The following is a 26,579-nucleotide window of genomic DNA, read 5'->3' as shown; positions in this document are numbered from 1 at the left end:
AAAATTATAAATACAAGATGAAGGCTTTTATGAATAACACAAACTGCTCAATCAACGAACAAGCAATTCTAGACTCTGGATTAAAAATATCTAACATATTCGATGTAAAACATAGAGTTTTAGGAAGATATAATAATGTAAAAAATCCTTGTGGAAACAAAAAATACTATTCAACTTATTGGACTGGAAGCGGCGTTGAATTTTTGTATTCAGGAAACTCACTAAAACTTGTAATTGAGTCATCTTACACACAATATGAACCTTGGGTAAGCGTAGACATAGATGGGTGCCAAATAAGCAAACAAGCACTTAACAATGGCATTAACTTAATACAATTATCTAACGATTTAGAAGATAACAAATATCATAAAATACGTTTGCTAAAAGAAACACAGTTTATGCACGAAGACCCAACCCAAACTTTTGTTATAGAAAAAGTCATATATGATGGAACTTTTAGGAATCCAGAAAAACCATCTTTAACTCTTGAATTTATAGGAGACAGTATAACAAGCGCAGAAGGAGCATGCGCGAATGCGAGTATACAGAAATATTGCTCTGCCATTTTTAGCGCTTGGAATGGATACCCTAGAATAGTGTCAGACGCCTTAAATGCAGATTTTAGCGTAATATCTCAAGCAGGCTGGGGAATAGTTTGCAACTGCGAAAATAATCCTAATTGCACATTAACAAATATATACTCAAAAATTTGTAAACCTGCTCAAGGGAGAAACATTGAATTTGGTTGCAACGATAGCTATAAACCAGTAATCAACACTGATTTTATTGTTATAAATCTTGGAACAAACGACGCCACAGCTTGCCTTGCAAACGAGTGGGAAGACCCGAAAACGCATAAAAAATTCAAGTTAAGTTTAGATAAAAATGCTCTAAACTCAAGCGAAAATGACTTCTTAGATAATGAGTCTGCAAAGATAGTTAAAAACGGCGTAAATAACCTATTAGAAACAGTTAGAAAGATTAACCCAGACTCAACAATAATTTGGTGCTATGGGATGCTTGGAAATAGGCTGGAGAATCTTATTAAACAATCCATTAATGATTTCTGCAATAAAACGAGCGACAAGAAAATATTCTATATTGAATTACAAAATACTAGCGATAATAATCTTGGCGCATGCAGTCACCCTGGAAAAATAGCACATAAAAATGCTGCGCAAATCTTAATCAATAAAATAAAACAGTTGATGTAAAGGATGACAATCAAAAAAGAAAGTATGCATTACACAAAACTGTAGTGTGATTGCGCGACGAATTACCTTTTCGCTTAAAGCGTAGCGCGAATCGACGATTTCGAGCTGCATAATGCGCGAGAAATCACCTCGATTCGCTGAGCCGCTCAAACGTAAAGTCCAGTGGACTTTACGTGCGGCGAAGACGTTAGCGCGCTTAGACCGCGCGAACAATTACTTGCATGAGAACTTAAAGCGTAGCGCAAGGCAGGTCATCGCGCAAACGCACTACATGAAACCGCAAATCTTCCGCATTTTGTAGTTATAATCAGCGCATTAAACAACAAAATAAAAGCCGCAACGGAAAATCCACTGCGGCTTTTATTGCTTATAAACCTTTCTAAAATTTTCAACAATGCCTAATACTCTGCAATTTAACAATTACAGTTAAATACGGCAATAAATAATTTATTTACTAAAATACCTGACTACAATACCTGACTCTACTACGCCTCATCTTTCTCAACGTGCGAATGGCTATAAATCATCTTCATAGAGAAGATGAAAATAACCATAGCTGCAAGAACGATAATTCCGCCTATCATAAACACGTTTGCATATGTGGAAGCAAGGCCGCTTGCTGTTCCAAACATAGATCCTCCGCTCATCGAGCCATTGGCCATAAGCTGTCCGAATAACGATACACCAATCGAACCAGTAATAGCTTGAAGCAAATCATTAAATCCTAAAGCTCTACCAGATTCTTCAGGTTCTACTGTCAAAGTTGCAGTATCAACAATTGGCTGGTAGAAGAATGAAGTGCCAAAGTAGTAGATGCACGGAGCAACAGCAAGCGCCCAAATCTGACCTGCAGGAATCAAAATAGCTATTGCAATCAAGCCGCATCCCATGCACGCAAGAGCAAGAATTACCGAAGCTTTGCGTCCAATCTTTTGAATAATAGGACCAGCAACAAATCCCATAATCGCAGCTAAGATGATTGACCAAACAAGCCAATTAGACACTTGGGAAGAATCAATCTTATAAACATTTAATCCAATAGCATTGCATCCTGCATTCAAAGTGTAGCTAAAGAAGTATCCAACAAAGATTACAACCATAGTCATTGCAAATGCTGGATTTGTAAGCATCTTAGGTGTAATGAATGGGTTCTTAGCCTTATTTATATAAACAACAAATGCGATTAACGTCACCACGCAAGCAGCAAGCCAGAAATAATTCATATCTGTAAAGAACATAGTTACAGATGCTGCAAATAGACCTATAAGCGCAAAGCCAATAACATCAATCCTTGCGCCCTTGCAATGTTCATCTGGCAGATTCTTACGCAATACTGGCAGCAAGAACACTGCCAACACGCCAATGCCAAACAGAATTCTCCAATCAACTAGGGTCATATATCCTGCAAGGAACACACCTAAAGCGGCAGCAGCACGGAATACTGCAACAAATATTCCGTACCAAATAACTCGCTTCTTCTTTTCTACATACTTAGAAACCAGCACCAAGAATATAGAGCCAGAAACTTGCCATCCAGCAGATTGTAAAATCCTAGCAATAATTACAATCCAAATATTAAGATGACCAAAGCATCCAAGAACCGATGCAGCAACAAACACAACAGTTCCTAATGTCATCATCTTCTTTAGCGACACAAAATCACCAAGCGAACCATAAATAACGCACACAATACCCAAGACAATTCCTGGCAAAGACGTGATCAATGGAGCAAGGTTTGCTTGTTTTAGCTGGTCTCCAATATTTACGTAAATCATTCCAAAAGCCTGCTGCTGCAATACGCCAAGAGTAAAAATAGCGAGCACAACAGGAATTGCAACTTTTGCCATTTTATTCATTTTTGCGAACTCTTCAGTTCCCTCTTCAGGAACTGGAATGCCATTAGTTCGCTCACTGACTTCAACTTTAGTCATGGCTATTCCTTTCTTCTATTCTTCCAATTAAATGGAATATTTTTGCCACGCCTATATTTTTGACGCAGCATCGCTGGCACAAATCTTCATTTGACTTATGTCAACAACATTTACTTATAAATCAGCTAAATCAGCAATAACCCACTAAAAAACGAATTTTCTAACAGATTTCCCTATGCATAGAAAGCTGATATATTTTTTTACAATCATCTGGATTTAGCCTTGCAACGGAACCTATAGAATTATCTTCACCAAAGAACTCAATTTGACTCAGCATCTTATCGATTCCATCTTTCGGCAAACCAGCATCTTCAAAACTCGTCGGCATACCTAAGGATTTGAAAAACTTTTCAGTTTCCAAAATTCCCTTATTTACTAAATAAGATTCACTATCTACAGTGCTAACATTTGCTTCAGTAGAAATGCCAAACACTTCTTTTGCGTATCTAGCAAATCTCTTAGCATTCTTGCTAGAAGCAACCTTCATCCATGAACACATGATTATAGATAATGTTGCACCATGAGGAGTGTTATATAGAGCACTAATCTCATTCGCTAACGTATGCGTAGACCAATCTTCATTGCGACCAATACTAAAAGTATTATTCTGAGCAATTGTTGAAATCCACATAATCTGCGCACGCAAATCATAGTTTTCCAGATTTTCCAAACAGCGCGGACCTATGGAAATTAGAGTGCGCAGAACGCCCTCGCACATTGAATCCACTACCCCGAAATCGTTATCATCGCTAAAATATCTTTCGCAAATATGACTAAACATGTCTACTATTCCGCATGCTGTTGGATATGCTGGAACGCTAAGAGTTAGCTCTGGATTCATAAAAGCGACAACAGGTCTGACTATTGTATTAGATATAAGCAGCTTAAGATGCTCAGAGTCATTATTTATAACCACTACTTTGCTTGATTCGCTACCCGACGCAGGCAAAGTAAGCACAGAAAACACTGGCAAACTAGACTTTACTTTCGCAAACCCAGTAAAATAATCCCATACATCACAATTACCAGCAGCTCCAATACCTATAGCTTTAGAAGAATCAATTACCGAACCACCTCCAATTGCAACGATGCCATCAATGCAATTATTTTTTACAACTTCAATACCTTTTCTAACTAGCGATAGCTTCGGATTTGGCTCAACTCCACCAAGATCAACAAAATCAATATTGTATTTATGCAAACTATTTTTAATATCAAAAAGAATATGTGAAAGGTATTCTCCCCCATCATAATGAAGAAGAACCTTAGATATACCTCTATCTTTTAATTCTTTTCCAACTTTACATTGAGCATTCCTGCCAAACACAAACTTAGTTCCAATGCAAAGATCAAAATTATTAATCATGATTACCGAACCTCCAGCAAAGAGTTTCTTTCTTCATTTGCAATATCAGAAGAAAATAGAACTGAAGAAATGTCATTTACGCAATTAGCTAAATACTTTGGCCTGGCCAACTTCAATGCAGAGATTTCACCGTCTCCATAAGATACAGCAATACAATCAACACAATTTTCTCTAGAAGACTCAACGTCGCTATAGGAATCTCCAATATATACACAATCAAAAGGGCTAATATTATATTTACTAATCATTAAAGAAATCATTTCTTTCTTGCTCATATAAACTTTCGATTCAGAATACAAAGAATCTGGAGAAATCCAACTGTCGAATAGCTCAATCCATTTTTTTATATTCAAAATCTTTTCCAATGCATCCAATGGCTTATTCGTAACTATTGCATTTATTACTCCGCATTTTTTAAGTTTCAAAATAAGCCGAGCAATACCCGCATACATGTGCGTACTATGAAAATTATTTAAATTCCTATAATGATTACTAATATCTGAATCGAATTTTTTATAAAATTCAAATCCAGGATATGGGATGAGGTACTTAAATATTTCTAATGTTGACTTACTCAAATTAGAACTATTAGATATAAATCCTTCAGGAAGCTTAGACCCACAAGCACATGCGGCATAGTTTATGGAACGCCACACGTCTTCGCTTGTACTGGCTATGGTTCCATCAAAATCCCAAAGGATTAATTTATACCTCATCCCAAGCCCTTTCTTTATAGATTGTTAATAATGAACAATGTTTCTAAATAGCGTTTCTTAATACTGTTTCTAAAACTAAATTAGTTATAACTTTCAAGAGTCTTGTAAAGCATATCTACAAATCCAGGGAAATCTAGCTCAAGAGCTGCTTCTGCGTTGGGTTCCTTACCTCTTGGCTCCATAGTTGGAGTACGCTCTAAATCAACAGCTGGATTTTCGCCACGTAGATGTCTGTAATCACATACAGTCATTCCTCTTGTTAGCTTTCCATCAAGCTCAACGTCAATATGCATTGGCACAGCCTTAATAAGTTCAGGGAAAGCAACCCATGTTACAGCACAAGCATCATGCATTGTTGCGCCTGTTAGATTTGTTTCTTCAGCACATGTTCCTATAAAGAATTCAGTTAAATCAGCAGCTAACATTGCTGCTTTTGTTCCAATTTGCCTAAATTTAGCAACATGCTCTGCTTTAAGATCGCATTGACGAGTTAAATTAATTCCAGTCATTTTTACATGAATTCCAGAATTAAACACTCTAGATGCTGCTTCTGGATCAACAAAAATATTGAATTCTGCCGATGGAGTCCAATTTCCAAAAGTAACAGACCCACCCATGATGCATATTTCTTTGACTCTATCAACAATTCTAGGTTCTCTATTTATTGCAGATGCTATGTTTGTTAGCGGACCTGTAGCTATAAGAGTTACATCATCTGTGCTCATAACTGTGTCAACAATAAAATCTACAGCATGCTTATTCTGTGGCTTATGAACAGGATCTGGAAGAACTGGACCATCTAAACCAGTAACACCATGGAATTGAGGCGCAGTAACAAGAGGCGCAACCATAGGACAGCTATGCCCAGGGTAAACACCAATATTATCTGCCTCGCCTAAAACTTCAAGAATTTTAATTGCATTAGTCGTCACATTTTCTAATGGGCTATTGCCGCCAATTGTTGTAATTCCTAGAACATTAAGATGCTTAACAGCAATCATTATTCCAAATGCATCATCATGACCTGGATCACAATCCAAAATTACTTTCTTTTTATTACTCATTATTAATGACTTCCTTATCATATTGTTTGGTAACTTATTATTTATTGCATTATTTATTAATCAATAACCTCAATTGTTATTTGAAAGTTTTTACATCATAATGCAACAAAAATTCATTAATTTGATTGATATTAGGAGAATTCCTAGCACCTTTATGCGCTACTGAATACGCAGCAACAGCATTCCCATACAGTAAGGATCGTTCAATATTAGAACAATCCAACATAGATTTTATGTAACCAGCGTTATAAATATCGCCAGCACCTATAGTATCTACAACATCAACATTGAACGGCGGAGCAGATATAACGCTACTATTCTTAAATCCTATAGAGCCGTTTGCACCATCTCTTGCAACAACTGTACGTCCATTAACAGATAAATCTTTTGCATTATTTTCCCATGTATCATCTCCTAAATAAGAAAACTCGTCTGGACCAGAACCCAATAAATGAGTTACATATGGCATTATTCCCATCAAAGCATCATAAAAATCAGGATTTAATACGCCATTATCAACTCGTAAATTCAGATCGAATGAAGTGGGAATTCCGAAATTATAAGCCTCTCTAAATATGCGCGTAATAGAATCTCTTGCAGAAGTGTTATACACAAGGCACATACCAGAAGAATGAATCCAATCAGAGTTTCTAACAGCATTCATAATGCGATCATCAAGATCTAGCACCTTAAAGGATTGGCTCTCTCTTGGCCAACCCCACAAATACCTTTCACCAAACTCATCTACAAACGCAAACACCCCAACGGTATTTAACTCAGCATGCGTGCGCAAATAGGTTGTGTCAACGCCTTCCTTAGCAAAATCATCTAAAACAAAACGACCATATTGGTCATTCCCTATGGAACCAACAAAAGATGTATTAACTGCTAATCTAGAAAGCGCAACAGCAGTATTGGCAGAAGTACCTCCACCTTGAATAGATACATCAGGATACTTAACAATAGTTCTTTGCTCATTCAAAAATCGCGGATAAGGAACTATAATATCTACATTTGCATCGCCAACAACAATAACATTATGCATTTAACGCCGCCTTAATAAAAGCTTCCACTTTTACAGGATCCTTACATCTCAACGTATTTGCACGCTCGTCTTTGTAATTTGTAAGACTAAATGAGTCAACACCATACGGGTTAGTATCATGAATCGCATCAGCAACATTAGAAGCATCAAGGCCTCCAGCAATAATGCATTTAACAGATGTAGAGTCAATAATCTCCTTATCGATAGACCTATCGTGCTCAATTCCAGTTGCGCCTATGTCGTTAGCATCTGGCGATTTTGTGTCTATTAAAAAGAAGTCGGAAACTTTTTCATAATCTTTAACATATTGGAGAACTTTTTGCTCTTCTAAAGGAACGCCTTTAAGAACAGGTATAGCTTGCATAATAAGAAGCTCAGGAAACCTACTTTTTAACTCACCAACTTGTTCAGGAGTTATACCTTCTATGTTTCCAGATAAATGCAAAACATCTGGCATTGCTAAATTTAAGTCTTCACTAATTTCGTCTATATTCTCCGAACACGTTAAGCCAATTCTTACGGCACCTGGTTGTACACCATTAAAAATCTCTTTTGCTTGCGAGCAAGACAACTGACCTGGAGTATGTTGAATATGCCCATAGCTTACGCCAATATGCTTAGCGCCAAGACTTACAACCATACGCGCATCTTCCACAGTCCTAATTCCATAAATTTGTACAATAACGTCAGCCATATTATTCACCTTTCACTGTTAAACAATTCAACAAACGCTGGCACAGTAAATGGAGTGCCATTCATACCAACTTTTTGCGCAACTCTTGTAATCGGTGGAGGAGTTACAAAAGATAATCGCAAGATATCCGTTTGAGAAAACACCTTCTCTGCTGGCCCATCTAACAAAACTCTTCCAGACTGCATAACAATTATTCGACTAAAATTCTCCGTAACAAACTTCATGTCATGCGATATTGTTATGCACAATTTTCCTTGAGATTGCAGCGTCTTTATAATCTTCTTAAGACGTAGATTTCCTAAAACATCTTGACCACATGTAGGCTCATCAAAAATAATGACTTTTGGATCCATCATAAGTATTGAGCCAATAGTGCAGAATTTTTTCTCTGTTAAAGATAGGTCAAAAGGATGGATATCTAACTTATTGTTAAGACCAACAAGATTTGACACTAATTCCATGCGTTCTTCGATTAATTTTGAATCCATTTTTATTTGTTCTGGACCAAACGAAAATTCTTTACGAACGCTCTCTAAAAACAGCTGGTCATCTGGATTTTGGAATACATACCCAACTTCGCAAGCCCATTCAGAGGTATCTTTAGTATCAACATTTATCCCATCAATTAAGACTTTGCCCGAAGTTGCTTTAAGAATACCGTTAAAATGCTTAACAAGCGTTGTTTTACCAGCGCCATTTTGACCAATTATTGCAACAGGCTCGTTGCCGCTAATGCTAAAAGAAACACCATCAAGCGCTTTGTGCCCCGATTTATATTCGTGCACAAGATTTATAACATCTAACTTCATGAGTTAACCTCACTTTTATTAGAACGTATGCTACTTTTAACAAGATCAACTGCCTGATTCTCGGCGATAGGAATTTTAGTCACATTTACTCCGCAATTAGCAATAGCAAAACCGAGTTTTACGTAATCTGGAGGTTCAATTCCGTGATTAGTAATATCTGGATTTGTAAATACTTCATAAGGCGATCCACTTGTAAAAACTTCGCCATTATCCAGCACCATAACAGTATCAGCGCACCTTGCAACGCGCTCCATATCGTGATCAACCATAATCACAGTTACGCCACTATTATTAAGACGTTTTACAATGTCAAAAATATCCTCGCTGCCAAGTGGATCAAGTTGTGTTGTACACTCATCTAAAACCAAAATCTTAGGTTCCATAATAAAAGTTGACCCAAATGCAACTCTTTGAATCTGTCCACCCGAAAGCTCAAGAGGATTTCGGTCTAAAATATCACTTATACGCATTAATTCTGCAACTTGAATAACTTTTTCAGTCATCTCCTTACGAGCAACACCTTGATTACATAATCCATATGCAAGCTCTTCTGCAACAGTGCCCGAAGTGTAGCTAAGTTGATTAAACGGATTTTGAAATACTAGACCGATTGTTTTAGAAAGTTTAGCTACACTAGAAGAAGAAACATCATTGCCGTCAACAACCACTTTCCCACGCGATTTGCCAACAAAATAATGCGGTATTAAACCAACTAATGCATTACATAATGTTGATTTACCAGATCCGTTAGCGCCTATGATACATAAAAAGCTTCCCTCTTTAACATCAAAACTTATATGCTTTAATGCACTTTTCTTACTACCGCTGTATCTATATGAAAAATCTTTTACGGAGAGAATATTATTCATTTTAGACCCCCATAATAAGGAATAATTCCAACATAGAAACAGGTAGACAGAACTAAAGAGATAGCAAGAATCAGTAATAACATGTAAGTCAAAACTGAGTCACAAACTCTCCATTGGACTTCTACTATGCTTGTTCTTTTTACTCCACTTACACCAAAGCCACGCGTTTCTAATGTCATTCCTCGCTCTTGAGCATCAGTCAAAGAGCTTAAAACAACGGGCCCAAGTAAAGGTATTAGCGCACGCAATCTGCCAATCGCACTTCCAGACATTTTTAACCCTCTAGCGCTTTGAGCCTGGCTAATAACAGACATTCGTCTTTGCATTTGCGGAACAACATTTAAGCTTGCTAAAACTAAGTAACCTATTTTTGCAGGAAGACCTATACCAGTTAAAGCAGCGACCATACTGCCTATATAAGTAGTTTTATTCATAATGTAAAAACTGCCCAAAAATACTAGAACAGTAACTACTACTCTTCCCGCATAAATCATTCCTTCGAGACCAAGTTTTGCAAATCCAAAATCCGCTATAAAGGTTTTATTACTGGGACTATATAGCCCTTGTATAAACATAAGCATTAATGTCATTGGTATTCCAAAGCCAAACATAAGTTTTACATATGGAACAACAATCCTTGCAATAATTGCTACAACAAAAAGAACTACAATAAATGCAATTCCTAGACAAGGATCTGGCCATGCCATAGATGAGATTCCTAAAGTAAAAATAGCAATTATTTTTGTTATAGGATTCAGCATAGAAACAGGATTATTATCGCAACGCTGCCATGTTAAACAACTTTTATTATCACTCATTGCAACATAACTCCCTCGTTAAACTTATGAAACCATAAAACCATGAAGCTGATTCAAGATTGTTAAATCAGCTTCTTCGCCAAAAAACTAATTAATCAACAGAATCTTCATCATATTCATCTGATTCATCAGAATTATCCGAATCATCTGAATTGCCTGCAGCATATTGACTTAAGAACCTCTTAGGCACCTTTTTAACAATAAAGTAGGCAACAGCAACAGCAATTCCCTTATCTAATAGGTTCTCAATAATTGATGATGAAAATACAGAAGCAAAAATATTTTTCATTGCTACAACAAGCGTTGCAGTAAGCACCGAGGTTCCATTAATGCCAGTTGCTCCACTAAAAACAAATACTGTTATAAGTGATGCAGAAACGGCGTTTACTAAGGTTACAACAACCCAAACAATTAGAACACCCCACCACTTTTTGAATAAACCTGCCTTAACCATATAACCAACAACAAGACCACATAAAACGCTAACTACCGCATAAGGTAAATTAACTGGATTTGCCACCAATGCTAAAAATACATTTGTTAAGAACCCAGTTAAGGCAGCAACCCACGGCCCCGATAAGCAGGCAACTACCATAGTTCCAATCATATCTAGAAACAGAGGGAGCTTTAGCGTTGAGCATAGAGTACCGCCAATAAGATTTATACCTACTGCAATAGGAATCAAAACTAACGATTTAGTTGAGAATTGATTCTTAATATTCTCAATAAATAATAGCTTCTTTGCCATCATGCACCACCCTTCAACAAAATGTTGATAAGTCTTGCAAAGTTGTTAATTCTTTCAAAATTTCAACAAAACAACACTGTATGAAAATTGTTTCCTAAACAGTTTTCATAATTCATCTTAGAATAATAAATACTTATTGTCAATAATGCACAGTTATGAATAAACTATATCTTTGAAGACAAAAAAGAAGGAATCAAATGAACATTAAAGACATAGCTCGATTATCCAAAGTTTCAGCATCAACTGTGTCAAAAATTGTTAACAGTAAAGATGATTCAATCAGTTCTGAAACTCGCGAGCGCGTCTTATCTGTAATACGACAATATCACTACACTCCATATGCAAAAATATCGTCGCAATCAAAAACTTGGCATATTGCAGTAATTCTTAGATCTTCAATATCTTTTGACACAACTTTAGACGGAATAATACAAACAGCACAACAATCAGGCTATGGAACAGTAGTTTTCAATAGCTATTCAAACATAGAACAAGAAAGTAAAAATATAAGCGCGCTTAGCAAACACAAAATCGACGGTGTTATATGGGAGCCAGTAAGCAAAGAAAGCTTTAATAAATTAAAAGGAATTGAACACGAGATACCATGGCTAACTATTGGATCAATAGGAGGCGACGAATCACTATTATTGCCCTATTCAGATGCGGCATATAAACTGACGGAACAACTAATATCGCATGGCCACACATCAATAGGATGCTTAATGACAGATGGAAGAAGAACAAAAGATTTTCTTAACGGATTCAAATCATGCTTATTTGACCATCACCTAGATTTTGACGAAAGCAGAATATTTTTTGACCTCAACGACAAGTTAGTAGAAAAAATAAGCGATCACTCTATTACTGCGCTCGTGTCTTCTCATTATAGAAAAGCTTTAGAATTTCAACAGTTAATGACTTCTCTAAATAGAAGCATTCCCGAGGACGTTTCACTCGTATCCATAAAAAACGACACAAACGAACAGCCTATACTGGCAAAAAACTCTGAAATATCTACATATACAATCCGCAACGCTGATTTTGGGTCATACTTGTGCAGCAAGCTTATAAACGAAATAGAAAAAAGACATGAATCAAAGACTTCTTTCGTTCAAGAATTCCATCTGGACAATACAAGAACTATAGGATCACCGTCTCAGCTAAGAAAACAAAAGATAACAATTATAGGATCTATTAACCTAGACACATGCCTATCTGTGCAAAATTTGCCAAGTAAAAATGAAAGCATTAATGTTCAAACTTCTAAAACTTATCCAAACGGTAGCGCAATAAACCAAGCTATAGCAGTATCTAATCTTGGCCAACGTGTAACCCTAATAGGAAATGTTGGATACGACTTGGATGCAGACAAAATATATAAAACACTTTCACAATGGGCAATAGATTCATCTGGCGTAATACGCAAACATGAATCTCACACTGGAAAAGCGTACACATTAGTAGACGCTTGCGGAGATTCAATAACATCTGTAATATCTGGCGCAAATAGCACATTAAATCAATCAAACATACAAGATAGAGCTAATTTGTTTGAAAACACAGCATATTGCATAATTCAATCAGATATACCTGTCGATGCAATAATATCTGCGTGCAAAATCGCTAAAAAAGCTGGTGCAAAAATCATATTCAATCATGTTTCATCCGAAAACATACCGAAAGAAATAATAGATAAAATAGATATTTTATTTACGAATATAGATAGTAAAAGCACTGATCGAATTGAGGAAATAGCAAAAGAAAAGTCCTCATATTTTATAAATAAAGGCGTAAAAACAGTAATTATAAATATGCTGCATAAAGGATACTTACTATCTGATTACAAAGAAGAAAAAATAGTAAATAGCAACGAACCCAACATCGAGAAGTATAGCAACTGCAGTGATGCTTTTGTATCAGCACTAGCAGCATATATGCTATATGGTTACACTACAAACCAAGCAGCAGAAATTGCGGCCTACGCTGCAAATTATTCGAATTCTAGAGAAGAGATAACACCATCTTTTATAGACAAATATACTTTAGAAACAAGTATAACTATGCCTAAAAGCAGTTTGATAAACCAGTAGACGCTTTTTGTAGTTATAATCAGCGCATTGAGCAACAAAACACGTAAAAGAAAAAGGCTTGTTAGAAACCTAACAAGCCTTTAAAACTAAAGAACAGAATCCCGTCCCTAGCGGAAAACCATCTCTAGCAACAAGCATTAAGCACCCGCAAGCAGAATAAAGAACCTACACGGTAAGAAAAGGAAATTTCGGCAAACCGAGCAAACTCTAAACCCCGCGTGCAAGCTGCAGCACACAAAACACGCGCCGCCGCCTAACGCAAGCCTATTTCAAGCGCGCACCAGCGAACACCAGTGCGCGCGCAATGCTTAGTGACGAGCCTTGCGAACAGCAGCACCCATGCCAGCAAGCATAGTGGCAGCCAAAGCAGTCAAAGTTACGCCAACACCAGTACCAGTGTGGGTGTTACCGCGCTTGTCCTTGTCCTTCTTGTTCTCAACCTCAGTCTTAGCACCAGCCTTACCAGCAGCACCGTTTGCGCCAGCAGCTGGAGCACCTGGCTTACCTGGCTGGCCAGCTGGAGCACCAGGAGCAACGAATGGATCAGAAGAGCCTACAAAACCAACACCATACTGGAAGTCACTACGAAGCAACTTAGCAGTCTCTGGAGCAACAAAACCAAGAACCAAAGACTCCTTATGATTCTTAGCATCACCATACGCTTTCTCGTAAGCTCCGAAAGCCACATCATACTTGCCGAAAGCCTCATCATACTTGCCCTTGGCGTCGCTAACCTTGCCCTCAAGCTTAGATACAGCAGCGTCAGCATCTTCCTTAGCCTTCTGCAAGCGACCAAGTGTAGCCGCATCACGCTTAGACATATCATCGGAATGCTCATTCTGGAAATCAGTATAAGCCTTCAAAGCAGCAGAAGCCTTAGCCTTAGCAGCCTTCAACTCACCGTCAAGCTTGTTAGCCTTAGCAAAAGCGTCGCGAACGCTCTTATCAGCAGCCTGAAGCTTAGTAGACGCAGCCTGCAAAGCAGCAGTGTAATCAGCATCAGATGGATCCTCAGCCTTTGGAGTATTAGCATCCTTCTCCAAGGAAGCAAGATACTGAGCATGGAGTTCCTTTACCTTGGTATCCTGAGCAGCGTAATCCGCGACCTTCTTATTGTACGCAGCCAAGTCTTCTGTATACTTCTTAGCTTTATTGTACAGATCCATATTAACGTCAGTTTTTTTGTCTGGGTTAAGAACGTCAACACCATCCACAGTCTTAATGTAATCGCCAATACCAGCATCTGTTGGCTTAGTTGGCTTATCCTTATCTGCAGGCTTGGTCATGCCCTCAAGCGTCTTAGCGGCGTCATCATACTGCTTCTTCAAATCAGCAGTCGTTGGAGTCTTTACAGCTTCAGGAGCCTTAGCTTCAGCAGCGAATGCTGGGGTTGCCATTGCGAAGCCGGCAAGCAAAGTTGCGCCAGCAGCGAAAGCGGCGATAGCCTTCTTATTCATCATTTTAATTTCCTTTCTTCTTCTCCTATGCGTTAGGGGCGCATAGAAAAATTTGCTCCACAATCCAAAACGAATCGTGGCACACAGCCAAACTAGGTGCGGCCATGTTTGCTATTAACATACCCCCCCCCCGTTTGAAAAAGTCAAGCCCCAGCCACACATGCTAAACCGAAAAAAATGATGTTACACACAAACTAATCCACAATTAAGCCACACTCGCCGTAAAATTTGTGGATAAACAACACTTAAACCGTAAAAATACGCATTTCAAGGTTTTTGAAGAATTTTCCCAGGTTTTTTTAAGGAAATACTTTTCGCGCGTGTCGCGTTGCTCGCGAGGTCCAAGCGCGCAGTCTCGTCACTGCGGTCTTTTTTGTATCAAAAGCAATATCACTTTGCCGCGCGACGACCTGCCTTTTCCGCTTTTTGTACCAAATTTGACCTAATTTGGTACAAAGTGCGTCACATCTGCTGCGTCAATCGAGACGCAGCAGACCCCGCTTGCGTTGAAAGCACGGTGTGATTTTAACCTGAGCAAGCTCAGCGCTCCGGTCATAATTTATTGCAGTAAGTATGTTATTTTGTGCTTGATTTTGAGCTTGCTGAAATCTATGGGTACAGTACAAGAGAGTTCAATCAGCAAGTAAAAATAACATAGAAAAATTTGATAACAACTTTATGTTTCAATTAAACAAATCTGAGTTGAAATATTTGCAATCAAATTTTTTGACCGCAAATATTAGTTCTAAAAGCAGGTCAACACCTTATGCTTTTACTAATCAGAGTATTTATATACTAACGGCATTACAGAGTGGTCAGAAGTAGACTTCCAACTTGCGAAAGGCAGATCGTCGCGCGTACAAAACCCAGAAAATAACTCCGCACTTTGTACCAAATTTGACATAAATCACGTACAAAGTGCGGAGTTAATTTACTCGAGAATCGTTAGCGCAGGTTAGCTGCGCGAAGACAGATCGCCGCGAGCGTAGTCAAAGCGCACGCAAGCTATTCTTATGCAAGCTATTCACCAGTAACCGTTGGCGCAAGAACCAGATTCTTAACCAACTCGCGAGTGCGAAGCTGCGAATCCGCATCTAAGCAATCGTCTGTAATAACCGTGTCAACCTGGTCAAATCTCGCAAAAAGCGAAAGCGACGTGCAAGTCCACTTAGTATGATCCGTTAATATAATCGTGCGATCCGCAATATCCATCAAAGCCATATCTGTAGCGGCTTCCAGCGAATTTGGCATAAGGAACCCGCGAGGCAAACTAACGGAATGCGTGCCCAAAAATACTGTGTTTACGCGCAAAGACGAAACAACTTTATCGGCAATAGGCCCAACCAACGAGTTGGAACGCGTAATCACACCGCCCGTAACAATAACCTCAATATCTTTGGATTCAAGCGCTTGAACAAGCTCCGCAACTGGAATCGAATTTGTTAGAATCGTGATTCCAGACGCCCTGCGCGACTCAAGAAGATGCTGCGCAAACACGTATGCGGTTGTGCCGCCACCTATTGCAATCACATCCCCTGGCTGAACATAATCCACCGCCTTAGTAGCGATTGCATCCTTAAGACCCATATCCATCTGCGACTTTACGGAAAACAGCGGCTCTGAAAGAAGCGTGTTAGTTGTAACAGCACCACCGTGCACGCGTTTTAGAAGACCGCGATCCGAAAGCTCCGCAATATCCCTGCGAATTGTCATTGCAGAAACGGCGAGTTCCTTAGAAAGAGCAGTAATACGCACGGCTCCCCTGGTGCGAAGGCGGCTCAAAATCAATTGTTGACGCTGTGAAGAAATCATGTGAACATTATCGCACAAGTAAACGCAAAAAACAAACGCAGATGAGCGTTTCTAGGCTCAAAACGTTAGGCATTTAACAAAAATCGCATAAAATCTGGCAAAACGAACAAATGCTTGTAAAAAGTGCGCATTACCAAGCACTGTAGAGATTCGAGATTTTTCGCAGCGAGCGAGGTGAGCCTCAGCGCCGAAGGTGGTGACTCGCCGAGAGAGCAAGAAAAATCGAGAATCTCAGGCGTTTAAGCAATACGCAATTGTTCAAACACGTAAGAGGGCTGGGTGATTCTTGGTCGAACAGTATAAGAGCGGCAGCCGATACCAAACAATCCAATGACACACGCCTATAAACAAACTTCAACCCAAAAACAAAATTAAAGCCAAATCGGAACAACCGCAACACAAGACAACACGTAAGAGGCGGAGCGTTGTGAGACAAGAAACACCCAGCCCTCCTACACACCAAATAGGAAGTCGCGCAACAGTAAGGTTGGCAAAGATTTGTGCGAAATATCAGTATTGATGATGCGTATGATCGTGCATAACGTCTTTATGCTCCGATGCGTGCGGAATATGCAAAACGCGCATACGGTCAATCGCCCTGCGCGCAAGCTGATGAGCAGAACCAGCGCCTTCTCCCTTAACGCCAAAAATAACAATCAACGCCATAATAGCCGTAATAATCGCGCTAATTCGCAAAGTCCATTGCACGCCAAAAATACTAGCCGCAACATTATCCGCGCTTCCAACACCCGTAAGCACGTGATGCCATTGCGTAAAAGTAGCCATTGTTACAACAAGCACAGGCGCACCAATCGCACCCCAAAGCTGACGCATTGTATTAGTCACAGCCGACCCGTCGCCAAGCTCGCTTTGTTGCAAACAGTTTAACGACCACGTTGTAACAGGCATAAGCAAGAATCCCATACCAATTTGACGCGTAAATTGCCAAATAGAAATCCACCAAATCCACGTATGCATGTCTATAAGGCTCATCATTACTGTGCCAAAAAGCAAAATCAACGAGCCAGCCATTGCCACTGGCCGCACGCCAAAACGATCCAGCATGCGCCCGCCAAAGTATTGCGAAATGGCCATTCCAAACGCGCCAGGCAAAAGCACGAGTCCGCTCATAGTGGCGGAAAAACCGCGATCAGACTGAATATAAAGCGGAATAACAACCATAATCGAGCTAAACGCAAAGAACGTTAAGCATGCGCAAGCCGTTCCAATTGTAAAATAGCGATTCTTCAAAACGTTAATGCCAAGTAAAGGTTGCTTACCACTAGCATGCGCGCGCAATTGTCGCATAACAAACCATGCAACTCCGCAAGCACCAACAATCATAGGCGCCCAAGAAAACGCGCTAGAAATTCCGTACGCTTCAATGTTTGTAAAGCCAAACATAACGCCGCCGAAACCAATAATCGAAAGACCAACGGAGAAAAAGTCGGCTTTCGCAGTGCGATCTTGCTCGCCAAAATTGTGCAAGAAGAACGCAGAAAGAACAATAGAAATTACGCCAATAATGCTAAGTGACAAAAAGATTGAACGCCACCCGTTGAAATCAGTTTGAATGCCGCCAACAGTTGGACCGATTGCTGGCGCAATGCTCATAGCCATGCCAACGCTGCCCATAGCCATTCCGCGCCGCGTTACTGGATACACAGAAAACACGGTGATTTGCAACACGGGCCACATAACGCCAGTGCCAATCGCCTCTAAAGTGCGGCCAGCAAGCGCCATAATAAAATCATTGCTAAGCCACGCCATAATCGAGCCAAGCGTAAAAAGAATCATAGACGATATAACGATTTGACGCGTGGAAAATCGCCTAGTTAAAAACGCAGTAAGCGGCACCATAATGGCCATAATCAACTGAAAAATAGACGTAAGCCACTGACCTGTAGTAACGCTAATGTTAAATTCGCGAACAATCGTTGGCAGCGCGGCCGTAAGTTGCAATTGCGCAAAATTACCAATAAAAGTTATAAAAGTTAGAATTGCCAAAGAAACCAAGGCTGCTCGCGTAAGACGATTGTTCTTATACGCTTGCTCACCAACAAGAGCATGGCTAAGTTCACGCAAATTCCCAAAAGGCTTGCATTTATAAGACTTGCTAGCAGAGTCACTACTCTTATTAAACCATGATTTTCTAGGCAATATTGTCACTTAAACTTCCTTCCATATTTGCAAAACACGCATAAAATAATCAGCGATTATTGCAAAACCAAGAAACATACTCGACTCTACAATAATCGCCTTAAAACAAGCCTATAAGTCTACTCCGTGAGTTTGTTGTTTACAAAGCTACAAACTACAAACTACAAACACACGATTCTCAAAAACCAACGATTCTCAAAAGATTCATTACACGCCAAATCAGTAGCTACACGCCAAATCAGTAGCTTCGATGCGACAACCAATGCCTATACGCGCCTTGAATCGACCCATAACGACCATTGCAATAATTCCAGAACCAACGAAGCTGAGTTTGATAATTAGTTGCCCAATCGGCTCCCATAGAAGACATCTTTCTTCCAGGCAAAGCTTGAGGCAAACCATATGCGCCAGAAGGATTCATAGCGTTTACGCGCCAGCCAGATTCGTGCGAAATAATAAACACGGTAGCAGTAAAATCAGCCTCGCTATATCCGTTTGAAAGCAACCACGAGTGCGCCCACTCTTGCATCTCGCCTGCTGGAACAGTGGTTCCAATAGACGCAGCAAAATCAGAATCTACACTAGCACCGCCAGTTCCAACAAGAACAACCCTATCTTTTGGAGCTTGCTTAACAAAAGATACAAAAACGTTGGAAGACAAAATCTTCTTACCTGCGCGCGTAACAATTTTGCTTGTTTCCATAACACCAGGCGCACCCTGCTCTTTAACCTTTTCCGTGCCTTTTGGAAGAGCAGATGTCTCTTTTTTAACCGTATTAAACGCAATAGGCTCGTCGGAAGTTTCTAACTTTGCTCCCGCACGCTTAATGGTTATAACTGTAGATTCGCTAACCTTTGAATCAAGAGACGGCGTAACAACGTCATGCGAATCCAAAGTTATGTCTCCCGCTTCTAAAACGGACTTAACATTTGTAAAATCTGTTCCAAAAACCGCGCGATGATGGCCATTTATATTTACAGTAATATAAGAAGTTGCGCCTTTTTTAGCTGGTTTAAGCGAGTTTCTGTATGCACCACGAGAAACCTGATTTTCGCTATCTGTAGCCGAATAGGCGGTTACATAAGACTTTGCGGAATTTGATTTGGAACCAGAATAAAAGTTTCGAGAAACAATTCCAAGAACTACAACAGCCACAATACTAACAAAAATCACTGCGACTCTTGCCCATTGACGCATGCTCAATGAAGTAAGCGTAACAGTTTTCTTTCTGTGACTTGTCATAACTCTCCTTGATAGAAGTTAGTGCAAAGTGTAAATCTAAAACGTTATACGACTTTTCGTTATATAACTTTTAGTCATACGACTTTTTGCACAAAGTATATATAATTGTAGTCTTATGTAAAGAGAAGCGCTAAAAATCAAGGTTCTTGCGATTATTTCACACTCTTATTAAATTCGCTTTACTCGCTTACAGAATCACCTTCATTATCTTTATTATTTTCATCATCTTTACTAGGATCATAAGCCTTAGCTTGATTAACTAAATCTTCTAAATCAGCTGGAAGCAAAGCGCCAGCTTGACGATAAATAACATCTCCGCGCTTAATAACCATAACTGTTGGAACCGCTTTAATCGCAGCTGCACTCGCCAAATCTGGAGACTGATCAATGTCTACTTTAACAAACGGAACATCTTCAAACTTTGCGCTTACTTGCTCAAAAATCGGCCCAAAAGCACGGCAAGGACCGCACCAAGTGGCCCAAAAATCAACAACAACTACCTCGTTGGTGCTTGCAATCTTCTCAAAATCTTCTTGAGTAGCGTGAATAAGTGCCATTTTTACTCCTTAAAACAATATTTAATAAATTTTACACGTACACATGCTCATTTGCGTATGCCATTCGCACCATGCTTATACGCATTATCTGTCGCCTTACGGCACTAGGCTAGAAAACATGCTTGATATCCAATTTATTCGTGAACATGCCGACGTAGTTAAGGAATCGCAACGCAAGCGTGGCGAGTCCGTAGAACTTGTCGATGAAGTGCTTCGCGCAGACGATTTGCGCCGCACAAGCTTAAAGGCATTTGAGGCAGCTAGAGCCGATCAAAAAGCAATTGGCAAAAAGGTAGCGGCCGCAAGCGCAGACCAAAAAGCCGAACTTATTGCACAAACAAAAGAGTTAGCGCAAAAAGTTGCACAGTTTAAGGCTCAATCCGAGCAAGCTACTGCCGACTACACAACAGCAATGTGGAAGCTTTCTAACATTGTAGAAGACGAAGCTCCAGAAGGCGGAGAAGACGACTACGTTGTTGTTAAAAAGGTTGGCACACCTCGCGACTTTGCAGCAGAAGGCTTTGAGCCAAAGGATCACTTAACTCTTGGAACTGGCGTTGCTGGAATCGATATGCGCAGAGGCGTTAAGGTTGCAGGCTCTCGCTTCTACTTCTTGCGCGGAGCTGTTGCCCGCTTGCAAATCGCAATGCTTACAATGGCTGTAGACCAAGCAGAAGAGCACGGCTTTACGCTTGCGATTACGCCAACACTTGTGCGTCCAGAAGTTATGCGAGGAACTGGATTCTTGAATTCGCACGCAGACGAGATTTATCGCCTTCGCGAGCCAGATGATCAATACCTAGTTGGCACATCCGAAGTTGCTCTTGCTGGCATGCATGAGGATGAAATCCTTGACTTAAGCAATGGCGCTTTGCGCTACTGTGGCTGGTCGAGCTGCTACCGCCGAGAAGCTGGTGCTGCTGGAAAAGATACTTCTGGCATTATTCGCGTGCATCAATTCGATAAGGTAGAAATGTTTGTTTATTGCAAGCAAGAAGATTCTCGCGCAGAACATCAAAAGTTGCTTGGAATGGAACAAGAGATGCTTGCTAAGGTGGAAGTGCCTTACCGCATTATTGACACCGCTGCTGGCGACCTTGGCTCTTCTGCTGCGCGCAAGTTTGATTGCGAAGCTTGGGTGCCAACTCAGGGTCGCTACCGCGAGCTTACTTCTACTTCTAATTGCACGGAGTATCAGGCTCGTCGCTTGAATGTTCGCGAGCGCATGGAAGATGGCGGAACTCGCCCAGTTAGCACGCTTAATGGCACTTTGGCTACTACTCGCTGGCTTGTTGCTATTTTGGAAAATCATCAGCACGAAGATGGTTCGATTGACATTCCAAAAGCTATGCAAGCATACATGGGCGGCAAAGAGGTTATTGAGCCTACTAAGTGGGAAGCCTAAAAGCCTAACATAGCTTTAAGCCTTTAATTTAACGTTGACTAATAAGTGTGCAAATCAGTTTTGGTTTGCACACTTTTGTTTTTGTTTTTTGATTTTTGATTTTGATTTGCGACTTGCAATTTGTTACTTACGAATTGCAAATATTCGACTTGCAATTTGCCACTTACGACTTTTATTGCGCCACTCTACTTTGTAGGCAACTCTTGCGCAGAACACCCGTGCAAAACAGACGCCATACTCTGCTTTTCGGCGCTTGTAACGCTAAGGTCGTACTTATACTTAACAGCAATCTGCCTAGCTACATAACCGCATCTAAAAGACTTATTAGATGGAAGCCAATACGCTGCAGAAGCAGAGCCTTTTTCTTGATTTGCTGCTCCTTGCACGGCAAGAAGGTTTAGCATATCGTTACCAAACTTAAGTCGCTTAGCGCGATTCCACTTCCAAGCACCCGACTGCCAAGCGTTTTCTAGAGCAACAACGTGGTCAATTTGAACAAGCGCGCTAGTTTTTCTGCCTCGCACAAAGTTAATATCTAATCCTGTATATGGGTCGTGTAAAAGCCCAGACGCCACTTTGCAAGATCCCGCATACTTAAAGCGAACATGCGTTAAATCACGCGCAAGAACGTCTTCTCGAACATCACAACCGTTTTTATCATCGTCTGTAGTTCTATACCCAAAAACGCTTCTGTTATATCCAGAAGCATGCGACTTATCTACTTTTAACTTGCTAAGCTTTTCGGCAGCATCTCCACTGGCAACGTATTCTCCAGTAATATTCCCAACATCTTGGTTGAGTTTAGGCAAAACTAAGCCAATAACAATTCCTACAAGAATCGCGAGCGCAATAAGCCATATAAAAGACGTTACGCTCCTAGAGATTGGAGCGTTGCTATAGCGCGCATCACCTACTCTACGGTTACTACGACCGCTACGATTACTACGATTGCGCAGCATGATTAATATCTACAACCCAAGGAATACGACGTATAACAATGTTGAGCACTTGCTGAATAAGGCTAATAAGAATAATGATTGCCATAACTGCGTACACAACGTTCCATTGTGGATTCTTAGTTACAAGCGGGTGGATTGTGCTAGAAACAAGCATTATTGCGTTTGCGATTCCAATAAGAGAAACCGACATAAGAATCGCTTGCATTCTGCCGACTTTGCGCGATAATCTTACGCGTTGCTGAGCCAACTTCCGCATTGAGTCAACAACTCGCTTAACGCAATAGTCTCCTTGACGGAATGCCAATACTTCTTGCAAACCAAGCTCTACATCGTCTACTTCTAGTTCAACCATTTTTTGGTCTAAATGAACTTTATTAATAAAGCTTTTAAGGCTCAAACTAAACAATCCTGGGATTACAAACACGATTAGCAAACAAATCACAGATGCAAAAATCGCGATTTGAACACTAAAGTAGCTTAGCAAAACGATTGCTGGAATAATCGAAAGAATCATTCCAACGCTCATACTAAGACCTGCCTTGTGTAAGTGAGCGTGATGAAGGTCTAATCCTGCAAAAGACGCAACAAGCGTTAAGCATCTTAAGCATGCGCAAACAACTACAACAAGAACGTAGTCTTTAACACCTAAGCCAAAAAGCGGCCTGCTTGCTATAGCAAACATTGCTGCGATTGCGCAAACAGGAATCAGCAAAGCACAAACAATGTTTATTACAGTTGAGAAGGCACTGAGAATGGCAAATAATGCTTTCTTTAAGTAAGACACTTTTGATTTTTTGCCACTATTATGCGCAATATTCTCATGCTCATTCTCACGCTCATTCTCACGCTCATCGCCACTTTGCGAGCGCAAATCGCCACTTAAATCACCACTTAGTGCGCCTACAGATGCAGCTCGCGCACGCGAATCACTAAACACACTAACTTTAACTAAATTGTCTGCACTAGTGGCGTAGCTATCGCTTGGAAGGAATACAAGAATAGTCGCTTTTTTGGCAATTTTGCGCAAAATATCGCATAAGTTTTTAGCTTCTTTAGCGCTAATGTTTTTAGAAGAATAGTCAAAAATGTATACAGGTGTGCGGCGAATCAGCGCGCGCGCCATAACAAGTCGCCTAAGAATGTCTTGCTTATTTTCGGCATGAATATTTTCTACGCGCAAGTCTAAACCGTTGTAATCTGCATAAACAACACCATCCGCGCGAGCAGCCCCAAGTGCCTGCCACATAGACGTTGTAGTAGCATTTTTAGACGCCATCAGTAAGTTTTCTCGCAAAGTAGCAGAAAACATGTGACTATTCTTGCGAACAATCGTTACAAGATCCGCCAATGCACCAGGATCTACATTATTTAGAGTTATATAAGAAGGATTTCCCACAATATCGCCAAAATCAGATGCCACAAATGGCGAATCTGCACCCAAATCAGGCAAAGCGTAACTATCACTGTAAGATAGCGCAACATTCGATTTAGAGCTAAAAGTGACGCCATTAAGAACGTTATTCGCAACTAAATCGTAATACTCGCTTGGCATTATATTCAGTTTTCCACTAGAAACATTAAAGGATGCGCGCAAAGGACGATTATTCTTAACAAAATTACAACGAACATGCAAAGAAACGTTGCTAGCGCCATCTGGAATACTCAAAGACGACTTATTGTCTATTTTTTCTAGCACGGATTGTGAATATTCGGAATCCAAATCGGAATCTAAAGTAGACGAATTATTGGAAGAACCACCATTAGCAGCAACACTTTTGAACAAATCGCCAATATTATTTAGCCCCAAAACAGCACGATTTTTAATATGCATGCAATTAGCAACTCGGCGAATTGGATCCACACTTAACATAAGCAGCGGCAAAGTTAGCATTGCTGCAGGAAGACCAACAGACCTAACTGAAAGAAGCCAAACCGTGCAAACAACAGCAACCGCAACCATAAAATACGTCAAAAAAGCGCACAAACAACGCAACAAAACACGAACGTTATAAAGCGCAGTACAAAGAGCTAAAGCAGAAAAAACGGCCGCAACGAGGCAAATACTCGCTAGATAAGTGTTGATTGAGAACAACGCAATGCTAACAGCAAAAGGCATAGGAAAAGCTGCAAAAATTTGCGGCAAAAGCAAACCAGCCCAACGCTGAACCCAAGCAATATCTTCATTTACGCAGATTGAAGAATACTCAACAGAATCAGTGCGATTAGCCGAACTGAGCGAAATCATAGATCGCAACATCTTCGGTCGAAGCTTCATAGCTACGCGAGTGCCAATCTCGGTAGAAAAAATACAAGATTGATGGAAAGCAATGTATTTTATAATCAAAATACCAACAAGCGAAATCAAATAAGACGTTAACTCAACGGAGCTAAGCAAAGATTTACCAGTATATTTTGCTGGAATCAAAATAGGCGAAAGAATACCAACACAAACATACACAAAACCGATGTTTGCAAGAGAAGATATAGCAAGACACGCCGCTCTTAAGGCAACCAGATGTTTAACACCTGGAACAAAAGCAAAGAAACGACTAATCATTTAACTATCCTTTTCTTGTTCATAAAACCTACAAAATCAACGTAGTTATATTATGCATAAGAGCGAACACATTTAACCAGTGCAAACAAACACAAAAACAGCCAAACATCTAAATATCTAAACATCAAACATCAAACAAATCTAATACTCATAGCACATCTAACATCTAAACTCTTAAAGCACTATAAATCACTTTTCAAACCCGTAAAATGCACTTCTACAAGCACTCTCTAACACACAGATTCGCTACCTATTACAACACATAAGATTACGCTAAACGCCAGGCATCAACACGCCGAATTGTAGATTGCTAGCTACACAAAATGCGCACTACCCCAAATGCCAACTCAAACGGTGCAAATCGCTAGCGCCGTGCTCAAGAATCGCATCCCTATGCGCTTTAGAACCATAGCCCTTGTTATGCGCCCAATCGTAAACAGCATATTTTGGATTTTGCGCTAAATCAATCATCAACGAATCTCGAGTCACCTTTGCAATAACAGAAGCCGCAGAAACACTAGCACACTTTTGATCTGCCTTAACTAAAGTGTGAACTTTTACAGAAAATTGCATACTAGGCGCATCAAAAGTACCTAAAGCTTTGCCAACGTAATTGAACGGACCGTCCAAAATCGCAGCAATCCGCGCATCTTTAAGGCTAGAGCGCATGCGATTTTGAACATCGTTAATTGCATTAATCGCAGCAACACCAAGAGCGTAGCTAATACCCCACTCGTCAATTTGACGATTTGTGCAAGAGCCAACAGCAAAAGCATTACACCAATTTTCAATCGGATCCAGCAAACCCTCCCGCTTATGCGCATTAAGAAGCTTAGAATCCGCTAAACCTTGCGGAAAACTACCCGATTTAATCTTTTGCGCACTAAAAAGCGCAGCCCCAACCATAACAGGACCAGCAAGACTACCGCGGCCAACTTCGTCTAAGCCAACAACCCAGTCAAATCCGCTGCTTATAAGGTTTTGTTCAAAGTCAAAAGATGGAATAATTGCCAAATTTGCCTACTCTTAACTACTTATTTGCACTACTTATTTGCGATATCTACT

At 40.1% G+C, this 26,579-nt stretch carries 22 protein-coding genes; 4 read left to right on the top strand and 18 right to left on the bottom strand.

Features of this window, described 5'->3' with window-relative positions; translation table 11 throughout:
• The first annotated feature begins 29 nt into the window (after window positions 1-29).
• Window positions 30-1,214, top strand: coding sequence for an SGNH/GDSL hydrolase family protein (locus NYP69_RS06140; protein WP_230472059.1), 1,185 nt, complete (start codon window positions 30-32; stop codon window positions 1,212-1,214).
• Window positions 1,215-1,699: 485 nt separating this feature from the next.
• Here the strand turns inward: NYP69_RS06140 and NYP69_RS06135 are convergent, their stop codons facing one another.
• The 10 genes from NYP69_RS06135 to NYP69_RS06090 form a co-directional block, all read right to left on the bottom strand.
• Complete coding sequence (locus NYP69_RS06135; RefSeq protein WP_016635358.1) at window positions 1,700-3,145, bottom strand: MFS transporter; 1,446 nt, start codon at window positions 3,143-3,145, stop codon at window positions 1,700-1,702.
• 160 nt (window positions 3,146-3,305) lie between these two features.
• Window positions 3,306-4,511 carry an iron-containing alcohol dehydrogenase gene (locus NYP69_RS06130; protein ID WP_016829309.1) on the bottom strand — a complete coding sequence of 402 codons (1,206 nt, stop codon included), beginning with the start codon at window positions 4,509-4,511 and terminating at the stop codon, window positions 3,306-3,308.
• A gap of 2 nt (window positions 4,512-4,513) precedes the next feature.
• On the bottom strand, window positions 4,514-5,227 hold the full coding sequence (locus NYP69_RS06125) for an HAD family hydrolase (protein ID WP_016635356.1): 714 nt from the start codon (window positions 5,225-5,227) through the stop codon (window positions 4,514-4,516).
• A gap of 80 nt (window positions 5,228-5,307) precedes the next feature.
• Complete coding sequence (locus tag NYP69_RS06120) at window positions 5,308-6,291, bottom strand: nucleoside hydrolase (RefSeq protein WP_032813262.1); 984 nt, start codon at window positions 6,289-6,291, stop codon at window positions 5,308-5,310.
• 76 nt (window positions 6,292-6,367) lie between these two features.
• Window positions 6,368-7,336, bottom strand: coding sequence for a carbohydrate kinase family protein (locus NYP69_RS06115; protein ID WP_101889588.1), 969 nt, complete (start codon window positions 7,334-7,336; stop codon window positions 6,368-6,370).
• Window positions 7,329-8,030 carry a phosphoribosylanthranilate isomerase gene (locus NYP69_RS06110; RefSeq protein ID WP_004133368.1) on the bottom strand — a complete coding sequence of 234 codons (702 nt, stop codon included), beginning with the start codon at window positions 8,028-8,030 and terminating at the stop codon, window positions 7,329-7,331. The genes NYP69_RS06115 and NYP69_RS06110 overlap by 8 nt, the downstream gene beginning before the upstream one ends.
• Before the next feature lie 5 nt (window positions 8,031-8,035).
• A complete protein-coding gene (locus NYP69_RS06105) occupies window positions 8,036-8,839 on the bottom strand; it encodes an energy-coupling factor ABC transporter ATP-binding protein (protein ID WP_101889587.1) in 804 nt (267 codons plus the stop codon).
• Entirely contained in the window at window positions 8,836-9,708 is an 873-nt protein-coding gene (locus NYP69_RS06100; protein WP_473413035.1) for an energy-coupling factor ABC transporter ATP-binding protein, read from the bottom strand. The genes NYP69_RS06105 and NYP69_RS06100 overlap by 4 nt, the downstream gene beginning before the upstream one ends.
• Window positions 9,705-10,526 carry an energy-coupling factor transporter transmembrane component T gene (locus NYP69_RS06095; protein WP_473413033.1) on the bottom strand — a complete coding sequence of 274 codons (822 nt, stop codon included), beginning with the start codon at window positions 10,524-10,526 and terminating at the stop codon, window positions 9,705-9,707. Before NYP69_RS06095 ends, NYP69_RS06100 begins: the two co-directional genes overlap by 4 nt.
• A gap of 91 nt (window positions 10,527-10,617) precedes the next feature.
• Window positions 10,618-11,274, bottom strand: a complete 657-nt coding sequence (locus tag NYP69_RS06090; protein WP_032813263.1) for an ECF transporter S component — start codon at window positions 11,272-11,274, stop codon at window positions 10,618-10,620.
• Window positions 11,275-11,471: 197 nt separating this feature from the next.
• Between NYP69_RS06090 and NYP69_RS06085 the strand changes: the two genes are divergently transcribed.
• Window positions 11,472-13,364, top strand: a complete 1,893-nt coding sequence (locus tag NYP69_RS06085) for a PfkB family carbohydrate kinase (protein WP_473413032.1) — start codon at window positions 11,472-11,474, stop codon at window positions 13,362-13,364.
• A 308-nt stretch (window positions 13,365-13,672) separates the two neighbouring features.
• Here the strand turns inward: NYP69_RS06085 and NYP69_RS06080 are convergent, their stop codons facing one another.
• The gene (locus NYP69_RS06080) at window positions 13,673-14,824 is read right to left on the bottom strand and encodes a hypothetical protein (RefSeq protein ID WP_473413031.1); all 1,152 of its coding nucleotides are present in this window, start codon (window positions 14,822-14,824) and stop codon (window positions 13,673-13,675) included.
• 651 nt (window positions 14,825-15,475) lie between these two features.
• On the opposite strand from NYP69_RS06080, the gene NYP69_RS06075 reads away from it, so the two are divergent.
• Window positions 15,476-15,646 carry an ORF6N domain-containing protein gene (locus NYP69_RS06075; RefSeq protein ID WP_223293480.1) on the top strand — a complete coding sequence of 57 codons (171 nt, stop codon included), beginning with the start codon at window positions 15,476-15,478 and terminating at the stop codon, window positions 15,644-15,646.
• Window positions 15,647-15,841: 195 nt separating this feature from the next.
• Here NYP69_RS06075 and NYP69_RS06070 read toward each other — a convergent pair whose 3' ends face one another.
• The 4 genes from NYP69_RS06070 to trxA form a co-directional block, all read right to left on the bottom strand.
• Window positions 15,842-16,633 (bottom strand): DeoR/GlpR family DNA-binding transcription regulator, encoded by a 792-nt coding sequence (locus NYP69_RS06070; RefSeq protein ID WP_016636371.1) that lies wholly within the window; start codon window positions 16,631-16,633, stop codon window positions 15,842-15,844.
• 510 nt (window positions 16,634-17,143) lie between these two features.
• Window positions 17,144-18,802: an MDR family MFS transporter gene (locus NYP69_RS06065; protein WP_473413030.1), complete on the bottom strand. Its 1,659-nt coding sequence runs from the start codon at window positions 18,800-18,802 to the stop codon at window positions 17,144-17,146.
• 229 nt (window positions 18,803-19,031) lie between these two features.
• Entirely contained in the window at window positions 19,032-20,036 is a 1,005-nt protein-coding gene (locus NYP69_RS06060; protein WP_004133382.1) for an aggregation-promoting factor C-terminal-like domain-containing protein, read from the bottom strand.
• A gap of 179 nt (window positions 20,037-20,215) precedes the next feature.
• Entirely contained in the window at window positions 20,216-20,593 is a 378-nt protein-coding gene (trxA, locus tag NYP69_RS06055; protein WP_004133384.1) for a thioredoxin, read from the bottom strand.
• Window positions 20,594-20,711: 118 nt separating this feature from the next.
• On the opposite strand from trxA, the gene serS reads away from it, so the two are divergent.
• Window positions 20,712-21,998, top strand: a complete 1,287-nt coding sequence (gene serS, locus NYP69_RS06050; protein ID WP_020759216.1) for a serine--tRNA ligase — start codon at window positions 20,712-20,714, stop codon at window positions 21,996-21,998.
• A 185-nt stretch (window positions 21,999-22,183) separates the two neighbouring features.
• Here serS and NYP69_RS06045 read toward each other — a convergent pair whose 3' ends face one another.
• The 3 genes from NYP69_RS06045 to NYP69_RS06035 form a co-directional block, all read right to left on the bottom strand.
• Window positions 22,184-22,957 carry an HNH endonuclease family protein gene (locus NYP69_RS06045; RefSeq protein ID WP_016793387.1) on the bottom strand — a complete coding sequence of 258 codons (774 nt, stop codon included), beginning with the start codon at window positions 22,955-22,957 and terminating at the stop codon, window positions 22,184-22,186.
• Window positions 22,941-25,514, bottom strand: a complete 2,574-nt coding sequence (locus NYP69_RS06040) for an ABC transporter ATP-binding protein (RefSeq protein WP_410293994.1) — start codon at window positions 25,512-25,514, stop codon at window positions 22,941-22,943. Before NYP69_RS06040 ends, NYP69_RS06045 begins: the two co-directional genes overlap by 17 nt.
• A 330-nt stretch (window positions 25,515-25,844) precedes the next feature.
• On the bottom strand, window positions 25,845-26,528 hold the full coding sequence (locus NYP69_RS06035; RefSeq protein ID WP_410293993.1) for a ribonuclease HII: 684 nt from the start codon (window positions 26,526-26,528) through the stop codon (window positions 25,845-25,847).
• Window positions 26,529-26,579 lie beyond the last annotated feature (51 nt).

The organism is Gardnerella sp. c17Ua_118 (assembly GCF_055804255.1).
This window is presented reverse-complemented; position numbering and strand designations above follow the sequence as displayed.

Excerpts from the sequence above, each read along its gene's own strand:
- NYP69_RS06095 (WP_473413033.1), bottom strand. The coding sequence starts at position 10,526 with ATGAGTGATAATAAAAGTTGTTTAACATGGCAGCGTTGCGATAATAAT.
- NYP69_RS06115 (WP_101889588.1), bottom strand. The coding sequence starts at position 7,336 with ATGCATAATGTTATTGTTGTTGGCGATGCAAATGTAGATATTATAGTT.
- NYP69_RS06090 (WP_032813263.1), bottom strand. The coding sequence starts at position 11,274 with ATGGCAAAGAAGCTATTATTTATTGAGAATATTAAGAATCAATTCTCA.
- serS (WP_020759216.1), top strand. The coding sequence starts at position 20,712 with ATGCTTGATATCCAATTTATTCGTGAACATGCCGACGTAGTTAAGGAA.
- NYP69_RS06135 (WP_016635358.1), bottom strand. The coding sequence starts at position 3,145 with ATGACTAAAGTTGAAGTCAGTGAGCGAACTAATGGCATTCCAGTTCCT.
- trxA (WP_004133384.1), bottom strand. The coding sequence starts at position 20,593 with ATGGCACTTATTCACGCTACTCAAGAAGATTTTGAGAAGATTGCAAGC.
- NYP69_RS06040 (WP_410293994.1), bottom strand. The coding sequence starts at position 25,514 with ATGATTAGTCGTTTCTTTGCTTTTGTTCCAGGTGTTAAACATCTGGTT.
- NYP69_RS06100 (WP_473413035.1), bottom strand. The coding sequence starts at position 9,708 with ATGAATAATATTCTCTCCGTAAAAGATTTTTCATATAGATACAGCGGT.
- NYP69_RS06045 (WP_016793387.1), bottom strand. The coding sequence starts at position 22,957 with ATGCTGCGCAATCGTAGTAATCGTAGCGGTCGTAGTAACCGTAGAGTA.
- NYP69_RS06140 (WP_230472059.1), top strand. The coding sequence starts at position 30 with ATGAATAACACAAACTGCTCAATCAACGAACAAGCAATTCTAGACTCT.
- NYP69_RS06130 (WP_016829309.1), bottom strand. The coding sequence starts at position 4,511 with ATGATTAATAATTTTGATCTTTGCATTGGAACTAAGTTTGTGTTTGGC.
- NYP69_RS06120 (WP_032813262.1), bottom strand. The coding sequence starts at position 6,291 with ATGAGTAATAAAAAGAAAGTAATTTTGGATTGTGATCCAGGTCATGAT.
- NYP69_RS06125 (WP_016635356.1), bottom strand. The coding sequence starts at position 5,227 with ATGAGGTATAAATTAATCCTTTGGGATTTTGATGGAACCATAGCCAGT.
- NYP69_RS06080 (WP_473413031.1), bottom strand. The coding sequence starts at position 14,824 with ATGATGAATAAGAAGGCTATCGCCGCTTTCGCTGCTGGCGCAACTTTG.
- NYP69_RS06085 (WP_473413032.1), top strand. The coding sequence starts at position 11,472 with ATGAACATTAAAGACATAGCTCGATTATCCAAAGTTTCAGCATCAACT.
- NYP69_RS06060 (WP_004133382.1), bottom strand. The coding sequence starts at position 20,036 with ATGACAAGTCACAGAAAGAAAACTGTTACGCTTACTTCATTGAGCATG.
- NYP69_RS06105 (WP_101889587.1), bottom strand. The coding sequence starts at position 8,839 with ATGAAGTTAGATGTTATAAATCTTGTGCACGAATATAAATCGGGGCAC.
- NYP69_RS06070 (WP_016636371.1), bottom strand. The coding sequence starts at position 16,633 with ATGATTTCTTCACAGCGTCAACAATTGATTTTGAGCCGCCTTCGCACC.
- NYP69_RS06110 (WP_004133368.1), bottom strand. The coding sequence starts at position 8,030 with ATGGCTGACGTTATTGTACAAATTTATGGAATTAGGACTGTGGAAGAT.